18 protein-coding genes are annotated in these 15,323 nt (G+C 47.0%); 13 read left to right on the top strand and 5 right to left on the bottom strand.

What is annotated here, in order from left to right; translation table 11 throughout:
* Window positions 1–14: 14 nt before the first annotated feature.
* Genes nagR through nagA form a run of 3 tightly spaced genes read right to left on the bottom strand, consistent with a single transcriptional unit; the run spans window position 15 to window position 2,679 of the window.
* Window positions 15–746, bottom strand: a complete 732-nt coding sequence (gene nagR, locus ACFVP7_RS19215) for an N-acetylglucosamine utilization transcriptional regulator NagR (RefSeq protein WP_396582724.1) — start codon at window positions 744–746, stop codon at window positions 15–17.
* A 17-nt stretch (window positions 747–763) separates the two neighbouring features.
* Window positions 764–1,492: a glucosamine-6-phosphate deaminase gene (gene nagB / locus ACFVP7_RS19210; RefSeq protein WP_338731115.1), complete on the bottom strand. Its 729-nt coding sequence runs from the start codon at window positions 1,490–1,492 to the stop codon at window positions 764–766.
* The gene (nagA, locus tag ACFVP7_RS19205) at window positions 1,489–2,679 is read right to left on the bottom strand and encodes an N-acetylglucosamine-6-phosphate deacetylase (protein ID WP_021480694.1); all 1,191 of its coding nucleotides are present in this window, start codon (window positions 2,677–2,679) and stop codon (window positions 1,489–1,491) included. The genes nagB and nagA overlap by 4 nt, the downstream gene beginning before the upstream one ends.
* A gap of 181 nt (window positions 2,680–2,860) precedes the next feature.
* Here nagA and hprK point away from each other — a divergent pair, with 181 nt between their 5' ends.
* Genes hprK through hprF form a run of 5 tightly spaced genes read left to right on the top strand, consistent with a single transcriptional unit; the run spans window position 2,861 to window position 6,747 of the window.
* Window positions 2,861–3,793: an HPr(Ser) kinase/phosphatase gene (hprK, locus tag ACFVP7_RS19200; protein WP_003228097.1), complete on the top strand. Its 933-nt coding sequence runs from the start codon at window positions 2,861–2,863 to the stop codon at window positions 3,791–3,793.
* 13 nt (window positions 3,794–3,806) lie between these two features.
* Complete coding sequence (lgt, locus tag ACFVP7_RS19195; RefSeq protein WP_021480693.1) at window positions 3,807–4,616, top strand: prolipoprotein diacylglyceryl transferase; 810 nt, start codon at window positions 3,807–3,809, stop codon at window positions 4,614–4,616.
* Between the two features lie 23 nt (window positions 4,617–4,639).
* Window positions 4,640–5,578, top strand: a complete 939-nt coding sequence (locus tag ACFVP7_RS19190; protein WP_338731111.1) for a nucleoside recognition domain-containing protein — start codon at window positions 4,640–4,642, stop codon at window positions 5,576–5,578.
* Window positions 5,575–6,225, top strand: a complete 651-nt coding sequence (ppaX, locus tag ACFVP7_RS19185; RefSeq protein ID WP_338731109.1) for a pyrophosphatase PpaX — start codon at window positions 5,575–5,577, stop codon at window positions 6,223–6,225. Before ACFVP7_RS19190 ends, ppaX begins: the two co-directional genes overlap by 4 nt.
* Window positions 6,226–6,228: 3 nt before the next feature.
* Window positions 6,229–6,747 (top strand): heptaprenylglyceryl phosphate O-acetyltransferase, encoded by a 519-nt coding sequence (hprF, locus tag ACFVP7_RS19180; RefSeq protein ID WP_338731107.1) that lies wholly within the window; start codon window positions 6,229–6,231, stop codon window positions 6,745–6,747.
* A 19-nt stretch (window positions 6,748–6,766) separates the two neighbouring features.
* Here the strand turns inward: hprF and pelC are convergent, their stop codons facing one another.
* Window positions 6,767–7,432, bottom strand: coding sequence for a pectate/pectin lyase PelC (pelC, locus tag ACFVP7_RS19175; RefSeq protein ID WP_003242578.1), 666 nt, complete (start codon window positions 7,430–7,432; stop codon window positions 6,767–6,769).
* Between the two features lie 239 nt (window positions 7,433–7,671).
* Window positions 7,672–8,424: a C39 family peptidase gene (locus ACFVP7_RS19170; RefSeq protein ID WP_338731105.1), complete on the bottom strand. Its 753-nt coding sequence runs from the start codon at window positions 8,422–8,424 to the stop codon at window positions 7,672–7,674.
* Window positions 8,425–8,674: 250 nt separating this feature from the next.
* Here ACFVP7_RS19170 and ACFVP7_RS19165 point away from each other — a divergent pair, with 250 nt between their 5' ends.
* The 8 genes from ACFVP7_RS19165 to hisIE are packed head-to-tail and all read left to right on the top strand — an operon-like array spanning window position 8,675 to window position 15,093.
* Window positions 8,675–9,850: an ATP phosphoribosyltransferase regulatory subunit gene (locus tag ACFVP7_RS19165; protein ID WP_014481016.1), complete on the top strand. Its 1,176-nt coding sequence runs from the start codon at window positions 8,675–8,677 to the stop codon at window positions 9,848–9,850.
* Window positions 9,843–10,484 (top strand): ATP phosphoribosyltransferase, encoded by a 642-nt coding sequence (gene hisG / locus ACFVP7_RS19160; protein WP_015251138.1) that lies wholly within the window; start codon window positions 9,843–9,845, stop codon window positions 10,482–10,484. The genes ACFVP7_RS19165 and hisG overlap by 8 nt, the downstream gene beginning before the upstream one ends.
* Window positions 10,481–11,764 (top strand): histidinol dehydrogenase, encoded by a 1,284-nt coding sequence (hisD, locus tag ACFVP7_RS19155; protein ID WP_124072683.1) that lies wholly within the window; start codon window positions 10,481–10,483, stop codon window positions 11,762–11,764. The genes hisG and hisD overlap by 4 nt, the downstream gene beginning before the upstream one ends.
* Complete coding sequence (gene hisB / locus ACFVP7_RS19150; RefSeq protein WP_003243389.1) at window positions 11,761–12,345, top strand: imidazoleglycerol-phosphate dehydratase HisB; 585 nt, start codon at window positions 11,761–11,763, stop codon at window positions 12,343–12,345. Before hisD ends, hisB begins: the two co-directional genes overlap by 4 nt.
* Window positions 12,346–12,984, top strand: a complete 639-nt coding sequence (hisH, locus tag ACFVP7_RS19145) for an imidazole glycerol phosphate synthase subunit HisH (protein ID WP_015251140.1) — start codon at window positions 12,346–12,348, stop codon at window positions 12,982–12,984.
* Window positions 12,981–13,718, top strand: coding sequence for a 1-(5-phosphoribosyl)-5-[(5-phosphoribosylamino)methylideneamino]imidazole-4-carboxamide isomerase (gene hisA / locus ACFVP7_RS19140; RefSeq protein WP_249847953.1), 738 nt, complete (start codon window positions 12,981–12,983; stop codon window positions 13,716–13,718). The genes hisH and hisA overlap by 4 nt, the downstream gene beginning before the upstream one ends.
* Window positions 13,715–14,473: an imidazole glycerol phosphate synthase subunit HisF gene (hisF, locus tag ACFVP7_RS19135; RefSeq protein ID WP_338731099.1), complete on the top strand. Its 759-nt coding sequence runs from the start codon at window positions 13,715–13,717 to the stop codon at window positions 14,471–14,473. Before hisA ends, hisF begins: the two co-directional genes overlap by 4 nt.
* Entirely contained in the window at window positions 14,470–15,093 is a 624-nt protein-coding gene (gene hisIE, locus ACFVP7_RS19130; protein WP_338731097.1) for a bifunctional phosphoribosyl-AMP cyclohydrolase/phosphoribosyl-ATP diphosphatase HisIE, read from the top strand. The genes hisF and hisIE overlap by 4 nt, the downstream gene beginning before the upstream one ends.
* Window positions 15,094–15,323 lie beyond the last annotated feature (230 nt).

Here is a 15,323-nt window from a genome sequence, read left to right as displayed (position 1 = left end):
GGTTGGAGGCTTTTTTATGAAAGACGATCCATATAGTGGACAAATGTATAACGGTCGCCTCTGTATACGGATTTTGCATGCTCAAAAGCAGTTCCGTTCTGCAGATATGTTGTTCGTTTAATTAATAGGACTGGCGCTCCCTTTTGAATACCAAGAATGTTCGCTTCTTCCGTGGTGGCAGCGCTTGGCTCAAGCTCCTGTTTTGCACGGGAAATCGGTATGCTGTTATACCTTTCAATATGATCATAGATCGACGACTGAAAATGCGATTCGTTCAATTCACCCGCAAGCTCAAACGGAATATGTGAGGACTCAATCGCCATCGGAATTTCATTTGCCAGCCGCACCCGAGTGATTTTATGGATAGAGGAGGGGTGCCCGCAGCCTAATATAGCCGCGAGCTCCTCAGTTGAATCAATAAGCTGATAATCAATGAGCCTGCTGCCCGGTGTCATCCCGCGGTTTTTCATATCCTCGGTAAAGCTTGTCAGCCCTTGAAGTGCTTGTTCCATTTTTGGCTTGCTGACAAAGGTGCCCCGCCCCTTCAGGCGATAGAGCAAGCCTTCATTAACTAAATTAGAAAGCGCCTGGCGAACTGTCATCCGGCTGATCCCGAATTGTTCGGCATATTCGCGCTCAGAAGGAAGAGGCATATCCGGCTGCAGCTCTCCGTTCTTAATTTGGGTTTTTAATTGCTCCATAATCTGATAGTAAATCGGAATAGGCGATTGTTTATTGATATTCATAAGTCAGCATGTTCCTTTCAAGGTCTTAATGACGCGGCTTCACGATCAATCAAAACCGTAACATCGGAATGCAGGTGCAAAGCAGATGCGGGAAAATCTTCGCTGATGTTTCCTTCTAACAGCTTACGAACAGCTTCCGCTTTGCTTTTTCCAGAAATAAGCAGCAGAATGCGTTTGCTTGAGAGAATCGTTCGAATTCCCATTGTCAGTGCTTTTTTCGGCACGCTGTCTATGGAAGGAAAATATCTGGCATTCGCTTGGCGGGTTTGCTCATTTAATGTCACAACATGAGTTCGCGACTTGAAAGAGGTTCCCGGTTCGTTAAAGCCGATGTGTCCGTTTCGGCCGATGCCGAGAAGCTGAATGTCAGTGCCGCCGAGGGACTCGACTAGCTGTTCATACCGTCTGCATTCGGCTTCCAAATCGTCTGCATTTCCATTCGGAATAAAATGCCGGCTAGGCTTGCTGTCGATATGCTGAAATAAACGGTCATTCATATAGAAGTGATAGCTGTTCGGGTCATTGCTTGAAAGTCTGGCGTACTCATCCAAATTAAATGTAGTGACGTTTTGAAATGAGAGATTCTCAGTTTGGTGCAGGCGGATCAGCTCGCGATAAGTGCCTTCCGGTGTGCCGCCCGTCGCTAACCCGAGAACGGCATCAGGTTTTTCTTTGATTGTATCTGCCGTTATTCTGGCTGCTTTTTGGCTTAGCTCTTCATACGTTTGACATTCCATTACTTTCATATCTGGTCAGCCTCCTTGGATATAAATGCAATGTTTCCGCGGCAAATGGTGAGAATCACCTCGCAATCACTGCTGACAATCACCAAATCTGCATCTTTTCCCACAGTCACACTGCCTTTTCGGTCAAAGATGCCCAACTGTTTGGCCGCGTTTGCAGAAGTTATATTAGCTATATCCGTCCAAGAGCAATTTGTAAACTCACGCATATGCCGTGCGCCCTCGTTCATTTTGAGGATCGAACCGGCAAGGGTTCCGTCTGAAAGAAGAGCTGTTCGTCCTCTTACCGTCACACTTTGGCCGCCGAACTCATATACGCCGTCTTTCAGTCCTTTTGCCCTCATGGAATCGGTAATTAAAATGAGCTTGCTGCTGCCTTTCGCCAAAAAAGCAAGCTTAGCCGCTAAAGGATGGGAGTGGATGCCATCGGCTATTAGCTCTGTCACAAACCCATCATGGGCCAGCGCCGTTCCGATCACTCCGGGTTCTCGGTGATGAAACGGGCTCATCGCGTTGTACAGATGGGTCATATGGCTCGCCCCTGCTTTTGCGGCATCCGACAGCATTGCGGAATCGGCATCCGTGTGCCCCATGGACGCGATAATCGATTCTTCTTTCAAATGGCGGATCAGTTCAAAATGCTGATCCTCCTCCGGCGCAAGTGTAACAATTTTGATCAGTCCGCCCGCCTCCTGCTGCCACTTTTTGAAAAGCGCAACATCCGAAGGCCTAATCCACTCTTTTGGTTGCGCTCCGGCTCTTTTAGGTGAAACAAAGGGGCCCTCTAAATGAATGCCGAGCAGTTCTGCACCTAATAAAGAGGACTCTTCAGCCGCTTTCCACTCTCTTGCGTTCACCAAAGCTTGAGAAATGTTCCCATGTTCCTGGGTAATCGTTGTGGCTAAAAAGCTCGTCGTGCCTTCTTCGGGAAGTCTTGACGACATGATGTCGAGCGCAGAAAAGCTTGCATCCATCGTATCTGCGCCATAGCCGCCGTGGATATGAATGTCAATCATGCCGGGAAGCAAAACGGAATTCGCAGGTGCTTGAATTTCTTTTGAATATGACTCCTTGGGCCGTTCTGTTGAGACTGTGCTGATTTTTCCGTCATTGATTCCGACATAGCCGTTTTTGATTACTTCATTTTCTGTCACGATCGCAATGTCTTTGATAAGAAGACTCTCTGCCATAGATGATCCGCCTTTCTGGAATTTGAATACCTTTATTTTACTCTTTTTCAGACTAGTGATCTAGACCAGCTGAGGTGTTTTCCCGCCTTTTATAAAATCTGTTTTAGGTTCAAGCCTGAAAGTGATAAAATGAAAGTATTGTGAGCAAGCTCGGGGCAGCCCGGAACAGGAGGAACATATCGTGGCAAAGGTTCGCACAAAAGACGTAATGGAACAGTTCAATTTGGAATTAATCAGCGGAGAAGAAGGAATTAACCGCCCGATTACAATGAGTGACCTATCAAGACCAGGCATTGAAATTGCCGGATATTTTACATATTACCCGAGAGAGCGCGTGCAGCTTCTCGGAAAAACAGAGCTTTCTTTCTTTGAACAGCTTCCTGAAGAGGAGAAAAAACAGCGAATGGATTCTCTGTGCACTGATGTAACACCAGCTATTATTCTTTCTAGAGATATGCCCATCCCGCAGGAGCTGATTGACGCCTCCGAGAAAAATGGGGTGCCTGTCCTCAGATCGCCGCTGAAAACGACAAGACTGTCAAGCCGTTTAACCAACTTCCTTGAGAGCAGGCTGGCGCCTACCACAGCAATTCATGGCGTTCTTGTCGATATATATGGTGTCGGCGTGCTGATCACAGGAAAGAGCGGCGTCGGAAAAAGCGAAACAGCGCTGGAGCTTGTGAAAAGAGGGCATCGCCTTGTCGCCGATGATTGCGTTGAAATTCGGCAGGAGGATCAGGATACTCTTGTGGGAAACGCTCCGGAATTAATTGAGCATCTCCTTGAAATCAGGGGCCTTGGCATTATCAACGTGATGACGCTATTTGGCGCTGGCGCGGTCAGAAGCAATAAACGAATCACGATTGTCATGAATCTTGAACTCTGGGAGCAGGGCAAGCAATACGACCGGCTCGGACTTGAGGAAGAGACCATGAAAATCATTGATACAGAAATTACAAAACTGACGATTCCCGTCCGCCCAGGCCGAAATCTTGCAGTCATCATCGAAGTGGCAGCAATGAACTTCAGATTGAAGCGGATGGGGCTGAATGCCGCTGAACAATTTACCAACAAGCTGGCGGACGTCATTGAAGACGGTGAACAAGAAGAATAGGAGTTGGCGTTAAATGAATGAAGCGATAGAACCACTCAATCCGATAGCATTTCAGCTGGGGCCGTTAGCCGTCCATTGGTACGGAATCATTATCGGTCTCGGCGCTTTGCTCGGGCTGTGGATTGCGATGAGGGAAAGTGAAAAACGGGGGCTGCAGAAAGATACGTTTATTGATCTTGTCCTGTTTGCCATTCCGATTGCGATTATTTGCGCGCGAATTTATTACGTTGCCTTTGAATGGGACTATTATGCGGCACATCCGGGAGAAATCATTAAGATTTGGAAGGGCGGCATTGCCATTCATGGCGGATTAATCGGCGCCATTTTAACGGGTTATGTGTTTTCGAGAGTGAAAAAACTTTCGTTCTGGAAGCTTGCGGACATTGCCGCGCCCAGCATTTTGCTCGGCCAGGCGATCGGCCGCTGGGGGAACTTCATGAATCAGGAAGCGCACGGCGAGGCTGTCAGCAGAGCCTTTTTAGAAAACCTGCACCTGCCTGAATTTATCATCAATCAAATGTATATCAATGGGCAATATTATCATCCTACTTTTTTATATGAATCACTATGGAGTTTTGTCGGCGTCATTGTTTTACTGCTGCTTCGCAGAGCGAATTTGCGTAGAGGCGAGATGTTCTTGATCTATATCATTTGGTATTCAATCGGAAGATACTTTATCGAAGGAATGCGGACTGACAGCTTAATGCTGACAGATTCACTTCGCATCGCTCAGGTGATTTCAATCGTATTGATTGTTTTGGCTGTGGCAGCCATCATCTTCAGACGCGTCAAGGGATACTCGAAGGAGCGGTACGCGGAGTAGACGTCAACAAAGGGGGATGAGGCATGAAGAAAATCTTTCTGGCCGGTCTTGCAGCAGGTTTTCAAACAACATGGACGCTGGGTAAAGTGATTTTCCCGGTAACGCTATTGGTCACTTTGCTTCAGCATACCCCTGTCATGGATTGGCTTGTACGGCTGATCACACCGGTAATGGGTCTCTTCGGGCTTTCTGGTGAAGCGGCCATTCCGCTTGTACTGGGAAATATGCTGAATCTGTATGCGGGAATTGCCGGGATTTTAACATTGGATTTATCTGTGAAAGAAGTCTTTATTTTAGCTGTTATGCTTTCATTCTGTCATAACTTGATTATCGAATCGACAGTTGCCGCAAAGGTTGGCATCAGAATTGGCGTCATATTGGCCGTGCGCATCGGTTTAGCCGCTGTGTCAGCCATCGTCATCAACCTTATTTGGCATGGCGGACAGGAAACGGCGCAGTACGGTTTTATCGCTGCGAAGAGCGTGGCGCCAGACAGCTGGCTGGCAATGCTGACAGATGCCTTAACGAAAGCCGGACTTGGTGTTTTGCAGCTGGCGGCAATTGTCATACCTCTAATGATCATCATCCAGTTTTTAAGAGATTTAGGCTGGCTGCATCGGTTCTCCAGGTGGCTGTCTCCGTTTACGCTGCTGCTTGGCATGAATAAAAATACGTCTATGACAATGGTGGCGGGACTGACGATTGGTCTGGCCTACGGAGCGGGTGTCATGATCAAAGCTGTCGAGGATGACGGCGTGAGCAGGCGGGATATGACATTGGCATTTATATTTCTCGTTGCCTGCCACGCGGTCGTGGAAGATACACTTGTCTTTATTCCCCTCGGCATACCGGTCTGGCCGCTTCTTTTGATTCGTGTCACCACAGCAGTTCTGCTGACAATGGCTATTGCGCATACATGGAAAAAGTGGAAACCCTCAGCGGTTGGAAAGGAAGCAATATGAGTGACAAACAAGTAACGACGATTCTGTTTGATTTAGACGGAACGCTTATTAATACGAATGAATTAATCATCGCGTCCTTTTTGCATACACTGGAGCATTATTATCCGAGCAAGTATAAACGAGAAGATGTCCTTGCGTTTATCGGGCCGTCTCTTTTTGAGACGTTCTCTTCGATGGACCCTGATAAATGCGACGATATGATCGCTATGTACAGAGCGTACAATCATGACATGCATGATTCACTCGTGACTGAATATGAAACGGTATATGAGACCCTGGATGCATTAAAAAAAGCCGGCTTTACATTAGGAATTGTGACAACAAAATTAAGAGATACTGTCAATATGGGCCTCAAGCTCACGGGAATCGGCGAATTCTTTGAAACAGTTGTCACCCTTGATGATGTGACGAATGCAAAGCCTGATCCCGAGCCTGTGCTGTTAGCGCTGAAACAGCTAGGAAGCGAGCCCGAGGAAGCCATTATGGTCGGTGATAATTACCATGATGTGCTGGCAGGGAAAAACGCCTGTACAAAAACGGCAGGAGTCGCATGGACGATTAAAGGGCCGGAAATGCTGGCGAAGTATGAGCCGGATTTTATGCTTGAGAAAATGAGTGATCTATTACAAATCGTTGGAGTGAAGTAATCTGTGAGAAAAACAGATCGTCATCCGGTCTCGGGGGCCAACTCACTGTGGCATGTCTATCAAACGGTATCTTTTTTAAAGGTCGTCAAAAATTTCATTGTCATTCAAATTGCGAGATATACGCCGTTTATAGGGATGAAAAACTGGCTGTACCGCACATTTCTGCGGATGAAGGTTGGAAAACAGACATCCTTTGCCCTCATGGTGATGCCAGATATCATGTTTCCGGAAAAGATCTCAGTCGGAACAAATACAATCATCGGGTACAATACGACCATTCTGGCCCATGAGTATTTGATTCACGAATACCGGATCGGCAAAGTTCTGATCGGAGACGAAGTGATGATTGGTGCCAACACGACCATTCTGCCCGGAGTGAAAATAGGAGATGGCGCAGTTGTGTCCGCCGGAACGCTTGTTCATAAGGATGTGCCTGACGGGGCATTTGTCGGCGGAAATCCGATGAGGATCATCTATACGAAGGAAGAAATGCAAGAAAGATTGAAAAAGTCCGCTGAATAACATCAGCGGACTTTTTTTGTTAAAATTGAGTGTTGTTGTTTTCGTAAATATGCTGAACACCAATCCATTTTTGACCGACATTAGAGTAGCGTGTATTTGTCATTCTGACCGTGCTTGTTTTGCTGTCCGTCCGGAATATCGCTTCCTTCATGTTTGTGATGGTGCACTTGTCGATGATCACATCAACGTGGAAGGTTGAACCACCAAGCTGTCTAATGAACTTCCCGCCATTGTCCGCCGTGAAATTTTTCACTGTGAAGGTACTGGCTTTATTGATTTGGAATATCTTATCTGACGCTTTTTGAGCAGAACCGCCGTCGATCGTCACTTTTCCTTCCTTCTTCACCGTTAACGCATCCTCACCAACATCTTCCCATTTCACATTCTGAATGTTAACGTTTCCATAAGTGTGCACGCCATCAGCTGCAGGTGCACCAAGCACCACATTTTTCAGGGTTGCTCCATCCTCCACACGAAAAACAGGGTCTTGGTTTTCTGACTGGCTTCCGTCACCTAATTCTTTCCCTGCCACAAACCGCTGTCCTTTCCCGTCATATGTTGTATTTTTTGGTACGATAATTGTTTCGTGCACCACTTTGTCAGCTGCAAAAACGGTTGATGGCTGAAACTGGCTGAAACCCATAACCAAACCGAACATAAATAGGATAGACACGATTTTTTTCAATGATAAATCCTCCCCGGATATCTTTCATTTTTTGCAAGAGAAGCGTCAGCGACTTGCACCGGCTTCTCTCGCATAGATCGGGGCAAGGCTGAATCTGCTTTAATCATAAAAACAGACAGCCTGAAAGTAAAGACAATTTTGGGTGAAAAATGGAAAATGAATCGATCTTACCGATTGATACAAAAAGCATGAATATTGTCGTATTTGCTCAGGATAGAGCATAGTGAGGCTTCAGGTGTTTACTTTTGAATAACTACGGCCTGGCTGCCCATTTGTTTCCACGCTTTTTCAAAGCTTGTTCTATCGGTTTTTCTGTTTTTATAGCCATACGGATCATTGAGATACACATATTTATCATCATATCCCGTAACGGCGACGCTGTGTTCGCTGTACGTAATCTCTATCGTTCCGTTTGGTGTTTTCCATGTCTGCATGTTGTCAACTGGCGTAAAGTTGGCTGTCGTAATAACCCAAACTGGATTGCCTTTTTCAAGCTGTTCATAAACAGCAGAAATGCTTTTTCCAGTCAGGTCAAACACTTTGTCTCCCGCATAGGTCTTCGCCAGCTGATAGATCGGTCGATGGTAGACACCGAGACCAGGGCCATTCGCCATATCCCCGACAAATCCGTCATTCGGATCACCCTTTAATCCGCTGCTGTATGTCAAAGGCACTGTGGCAACCTGATTTGCCAGGGTGTTTTTTGTCACGTCGTATCCTGCGTAATTCAGCACCATCGCAAGGCTTGTTACTTCACAGCCGTTATAGAGCCGGGGTGCGTCCATTTGATTGTAAAGGATGACATCCAGCGGTTTTGCGCTTCCCTTCAGCTCCTTTTTGCTATTCGCACCTGTATCTGTATCGCTATCAGAAACCACTTTTTTAAGGCTGTTCAAAAAAGGAATATCTATATCTTTTGCATCTATTTTAAGTCCGAAAAAAATAACGCCTGAAAGAATCATCAGGACACATAGAGTTCGCAGTGTTTTCATCTTTATCTCCTTGTTCTCTATTTGATTTGTATTATAGCATGCCAAACATAAAGAATTTGAGATATTACGTACCTTTAATACATTGTTCATGATTTTTTCATAATGAGGAGAAGGATATTTGAACTAAAAAAATCCTTACTGAAGTTAAGCGTTGATTTTCATTCTTTCATCTGCTAACATATTATCATATTAGCGAACTAAAGGATTCGGAATTTTCCTTCATAAGATAACAGCGGAGGTGCTCGGGTTGATGTTTATGTTTGAAAAACCGCACGGCATGAGAGATACACTGCCCGGTTTATACGAAACGAAAAAAAAGGTGAGACGATCGTTAACCGATTTGATTGATAAATGGGGATATCAATTTATGGAAACGCCGACACTGGAGTTTTACGATACCGTTGGCGTCCAGTCAGCAATTGAAGAGCAACAGCTGTTTAAGCTACTTGATCAGGACGGCAAGACATTGGTGCTTCGCCCGGATATGACGGGGCCGATTGCAAGGGTGGCGGCATCGAAGCTTCTGAAACACGGTCATCCGCTAAGAGTCGGCTATGCGGCAAATGTATTCAGGGCTCAGGAGCGTGAAGGCGGACGTCCGGCTGAGTTTGAGCAGGTCGGAGTGGAGTTAATCGGTGACGGCACGACGAGCGCGGATGCGGAGGTCATTGCTTTAGTCGTCGGGGCATTGAAAAACGCTGGGCTGGCATCCTTTAAAATTGCCATCGGCCATGCCGGCATTGCGGATGCTTTGTTTGTTGAGGTGCTCGGGAACGTTGAACGAGCTGATGTGCTGCGGAGGTTCTTATATGAAAAGAACTACGTCGGCTACAGAGAGCATGTCAAGTCTCTCCCGCTTTCCTCCATTGATAAAAGCAGGCTGCTTGAGCTCCTTGAATTGCGGGGCGGTATAGAAGTATGCGGACGTGCCGAGGAAATCGTCGATTCTGCGCAAGGAAAAAGCGTGGTTGATGAGCTGAAGGCGCTGTGGGACATTCTTGAGGATTACGGATGTACGGAAAATGTCCGCCTGGATCTGAATATGGTCAGCCACATGAGCTATTACACAGGGATTTTATTTGAAGTGTACGCCGAGAATGTCGGTTTTGTCATTGGAAGCGGTGGCCGTTACAACAAGCTGCTGGGCCATTTTGATTCACCTGCACCGGCAACAGGCTTCGGGCTGCGGATCGACCGGCTGATTGAAGCCCTTCATATGAAAGAAGAACCTTGTGATATAGACGCTGTTATTTTCAGCAAAGAGCAGCGGGCGCAAGCCATCGCTTATGCGAATGAAGAACGCATGAAAGGGAACAAAGTGGTTCTTCAAGATTTATCGGGAATAGAAAATATCGACCAGATGACAAAATCTTTTGCAAACGTCACTTATTTTATCGGTGCCAGAAAGGAAGAGCAAAATGGGTAAGTTACTCACAATGGCGATGCCAAAGGGCCGGATATTTGAAGAAGCGGCAGGGTTGCTGAGGCAGGCAGGCTACAGGCTCCCTGAGGAGTTTGAAGATTCGAGAAAACTGATCATCGATGTGCCGGAGGAAAATCTTCGTTTCATATTAGCGAAGCCGATGGACGTAACCACGTATGTGGAGCATGGCGTGGCAGATGTCGGAATTGCGGGCAAGGATGTCATGCTGGAGGAGGAACGCGATGTGTATGAGGTACTGGATTTAAAAATCAGCAAATGCCACTTAGCTGTCGCCGGACTTCCGAATACAGACTGGAGCGGCGTAGCGCCAAGAATCGCGACAAAGTATCCGAATGTGGCTTCCAGTTATTTCAGAGAGCAGGGAGAACAAGTCGAGATTATTAAGCTCAACGGTTCAATTGAACTGGCTCCGCTCATTGGGCTTGCAGATCGGATAGTGGACATTGTTTCCACAGGACAGACGCTGAAGGAAAATGGGCTTGTTGAAACGGAGCACATTTGTGACATTACCTCTCGCTTTATTGTTAACCCGGTAAGCTATCGCATGAAAGACGATGTGATTGACGAAATGGCATCCCGCCTATCTCTCGTTGTGGAAGGAGAGACGGCAAAATGAAGATCAAAACCATCAGCGGAGCGGAACGGCTTTCTCTCAAGCGTTCCATCGATGCCGGAACGGAAGAGCAAAGAAAGACGGTCCGGTCCATTATTGAAGATGTTAAAGCAAACGGTGATCAGGCGGTTCGCAGCTACACGGCGAAATTTGACGGCATCGAAATAGACAGCCCGCTGGTCACAAAAGAAGAATTTGAGGAGGCATACACCTCACTGGATCCACGTCTTCTTCAGGTGATTAGGCAGGCAATCGAAAATATTAGGGAATATCACGAAAGACAGCTTGAATCCTCCTGGTTTTATCACAGAAAGGACGGCACAATGCTGGGGCAGAAAGTGACGGCGCTGGATTCCGCCGGTGTATATGTGCCGGGGGGAACGGCCGCATATCCTTCATCTGTTTTGATGAATGTGATTCCGGCGCTCGTAGCGGGCGTTGAAAGAATCGTTCTCGTCACGCCTCCGGGAAAAGACGGTCTGCTGTCTCCTGGAGTTTTGGTTGCTGCAGCCGAGCTGGGCATAAAAGACATTTACAAAATGGGCGGCGCTCAGGCGATTGCGGCGTTAGCATACGGAACAGAAACCATTGAGCCAGTGGATAAAATCACGGGTCCGGGCAACATTTATGTCGCGCTTGCCAAACGGGAAGTGTTCGGCGATGTCGATATCGATATGATTGCCGGACCTAGTGAAATCGTCGTGCTGGCTGATGAAACAGCGATTCCGAGCGAAATTGCAGCCGATCTGCTGTCACAGGCGGAACACGATAAGCTCAGCTCATGTGTGTTTGTCACAGATTCCATGGCGCTGGCCGAGGCGGTTTCAGCCGAGGTGAGTAAGCAGCTGAAAACCTTGCCGCGTAGAGAAATAGCGGAAGCTTCAGTGAGAGATTACGGTTGTATATATGTGGCGGAAACAATGGTGGAAGCGATTAATACTGTCAATACACTCGCGCCAGAGCATTTAGAAATCATAACACAGTCTCCGGAAGCTTTGCTTGGGAGTATCAAACATGCGGGTGCAATTTTTTTAGGCAGATACAGCCCTGAGCCTGTCGGTGATTATTTTGCCGGACCGAACCATGTGCTTCCGACAAACGGAACAGCCAGATTTTCAAGTCCATTAAACGTAACTGATTTTCAAAAGAAATCGAGCATTATTTCTTACAGTCAATCAGCCTTTGAAGAACATGCTGAAAGCATCGCGGCTTTTGCCAGGCTGGAAGGGTTAGAAGCCCATGCCAGATCAATTGAAGCGAGAGAACGGAGGATTTCTAAATGAGAAAAGCGGAACGCGTCAGGAAAACAAACGAAACAGATATTGAGCTGGCATTTACAATAGACGGCGGGGGACAAGCGGATATCAAAACAGATGTGCCGTTTATGACACATATGTTGGATTTATTCACGAAACACGGCCAATTCGATCTTTCCATTAACGCAAAAGGCGATGTTGATATAGATGATCACCACACGACTGAAGATATCGGCATCTGCTTAGGGCAGGCGCTGCTCGAAGCGTTGGGCGATAAAAAAGGAATCAAACGCTACGGATCGGCGTTTGTGCCGATGGATGAGGCACTTGCTCAAGTTGTGATTGATTTAAGCAACCGGCCGCACTTAGAAATGCGCGCTGACTTCCCGGCTGCTAAAGTCGGAACTTTCGATACGGAGCTTGTACATGAATTTTTGTGGAAGCTGGCGCTCGAAGCTCGAATGAACCTGCACGTCATCGTTCATTATGGCACAAACACCCACCACATGATTGAAGCCGTTTTTAAAGCACTGGGACGTGCGCTTGATGAAGCGACAACGATCGATCCGCGAGTTAAAGGAATACCGTCAACGAAAGGGATGCTGTAAATGATCGGCGTGATAGATTACGGAATGGGGAATTTATACAGTGTCTCAAAGGCGCTTGAACGTGTCGGCGTGCCGTATTTTGTTTCTGAAAAGCCGGAGGAGCTGAAAGAAGCTGATGCCTTCATTTTGCCGGGAGTCGGTTCATTTGGAGACGCGATGGACAATTTGCGCTACACGAAGCTTGATCAATTGATTCACGATATGGTCTCAGAGGGAAGGCTGCTTCTCGGGATCTGCCTCGGCATGCAGCTTTTATTTGAAGAAAGCGAAGAAAACGGCACCGCTTCAGGACTCGGGCTGTTAAAAGGAAAAGCAGTCAGGCTGAAAGCAGAAGATGAAAAAGGAAACAAGCTGAAGGTTCCGCATATGGGCTGGAATCGTCTTTCTTTTCATAATGAATCTCCGCTGCTGACTAAAACAGAACAGGGCTACGCTTATTTCGTTCATTCCTATTACATTGACGGGATGGAGGAGAACGCGCTTCTGGCAAGCGCCGATTATGGTGTACGAGTGCCTGCTGTAGTCGGAAAAAGAAACGTCTTCGGCGCCCAATTTCATCCGGAAAAAAGCAGCACGGTCGGAATGTCTATTTTAACCCAATTTACGAAAATGGCAGCAGAACAGAAGGTGAAAAAATGAGTGCTTTTACATTATATCCGGCAATTGATATGAGAAATGGCAAATGTGTCCGCCTTGTTCAAGGGGATTATAATAAGGAAACGATATATGGCGATTCACCGTACGAGATGGCTGAGTTATTTGCGAGAGAGGGTGCCGAATGGATCCATCTCGTTGATCTCGACGGGGCCAAAGAAGGGAAAAGAGTGAATGACCGCCATGTGATTGAGATTGCGCAAAAGCTGAACCTGAAAGTCGAAATCGGCGGCGGGATCCGTTCCGAAAAAGACGTATACGAATATTTATCAGCAGGAGTCGATCGGGTGATCCTGGGAAGCTCAGCAGTTTCTAACCCTCCGTTTGTCAAAAAAATGCTGAAACAATATGGCGAGAAAATTGCAATCGGACTGGATGCGAGAAACGGTTTTGTTTCAACAGAGGGATGGCTGGAAACATCAACCCTTAAGGCAACCGAACTAGGCAATGAGCTTGCCAATGAAGGTGCGGAAGTCTTTATTTTTACTGACATCGCGACAGACGGAATGCTGTCAGGCCCCAATGTTAAAAGCACAGTCGAGCTTGCTAAGGAAACGGGGAAATCGGTGATCGCTTCAGGCGGAGTCAGCTCCGTCACGGATCTCGAAGCCCTCGCCCGCTATGAGGCGGACGGCGTCTCTGGAGCAATCATCGGAAAAGCGTTGTATACCAATCAGTTTACGCTGTGTGAGGCGCTTGAAAGGGTGAAGCGCAAATGATCACAAAACGGATTATCCCATGCCTTGATGTCAAAGAAGGACGCGTTGTCAAAGGAATTCAATTTCTCGAATTGAAGGATGCCGGTGACCCAGTTGAACTCGCCGAAGTGTACGACCGGGAAGGTGCGGATGAACTTGTTTTTCTTGATATCTCCGCCTCGCACGAAGGACGAAAGACGATGGTTGACGTTGTGGAGCAGGTTGCCGCGAAGCTTGCCATTCCGTTTACAGTCGGCGGCGGCATCAATCAGCTCAGCGATATGAAAACGATACTGCGTGCCGGAGCGGACAAAGTGTCGGTGAACACGGCAGCTGTTCTCCGCCCTGAGCTGATTGCAGAAGGAGCCGAGTTTTTCGGTTCTCAATGCATCGTTCTTGCCATTGATGCCAAGTATGACAAAGAATCTGACACATATAAGGTCTACACGCACGGCGGCAGAAAGAAAACAGATTGGGAGGTCACCGCGTGGGCAAAAGAGGGCGTCAAACGCGGGGCAGGAGAAATATTGCTGACAAGCATGGACTCCGACGGTGAGAAAAAAGGCTTCGACCACACGCTGACAAAGCTTGTTTCCGAAGCTGTCCCCGTCCCTGTTATCGCCTCGGGAGGCGCGGGAAACGCACAGCATATGCTTGAGGCTTTTACAAAAGGAGAAGCCGATGCCGCGCTGGCCGCCTCAATATTTCATTATAAAGAAACATCGATTAAAGAAGTGAAATCATACTTGAAAGATTACGGGGTGAATGTGAGATGAAACAGGCAGATGAACTGCGTTTTAACGAGGACGGATTAATTCCTGCTATCGTGCAGGATGCGGCAAGCAAAGAAGTGCTGACACTTGCGTATATGAACAAGGAATCGTACAAAAAAACGCTGGAAACGAAGGAAACATGGTTTTACAGCCGCTCACGCCAAGCGCTATGGCATAAAGGAGAAACCTCAGGGAACACGCAAGCCGTCAAAGGTATCCGGTATGACTGCGACCAGGACGCATTGATCGTACTTGTAGAGCCATCCGGCCCGGCATGCCACACTGGCAGCTACAGCTGTTTTATGAAGGAACAAACAGAAGAACAGGCCGCAGGCCGATTCGGCATCATGAACGAACTGGAACGCGTGATCGCGGAACGCCAAGCGGAAATGCCTGAGGGAGCTTATACTACTTACCTTTTCCGTGAAGGCGTCGATAAGATTTTGAAAAAAGTCGGTGAAGAAGCATCCGAAGTCATCATCGCCGCGAAAAATCGGGACCACGAGGAACTCAAATGGGAAGCGGCAGACCTGCTGTATCACCTGCTTGTCCTGCTCAGAGAACAAGCCTTGCCGCTGGATGATGTGCTTGACGTATTGAAAAAACGCCATTCTGAGAAATAAAAGGATTGGAGCTGCTCATATGTCAGCTCCTTTTTTATGTATTTGTTTCAGCTGAACCATTTGTCTTGTCCTAATAGAAGAAATAAAAAAACCAATCGAATTTCCTATTTAACAAAAATTTCCCATGATGTAACATGACTTAGAATGAAAATCTCAAATGGATATCAGGTCTTTAGGATTATTTTATACAAACCGGTCAGGATAGTGAGGAAAAGACATAGTATGAAAAA

The organism is Bacillus sp. SG20033 (genome assembly GCF_044570195.1).
GTDB lineage: Bacteria > Bacillota > Bacilli > Bacillales > Bacillaceae > Bacillus > Bacillus subtilis.
The sequence above is the reverse complement of the archived record's forward strand: the minus strand, read 5'-3'. Positions and strand labels throughout refer to the sequence as shown.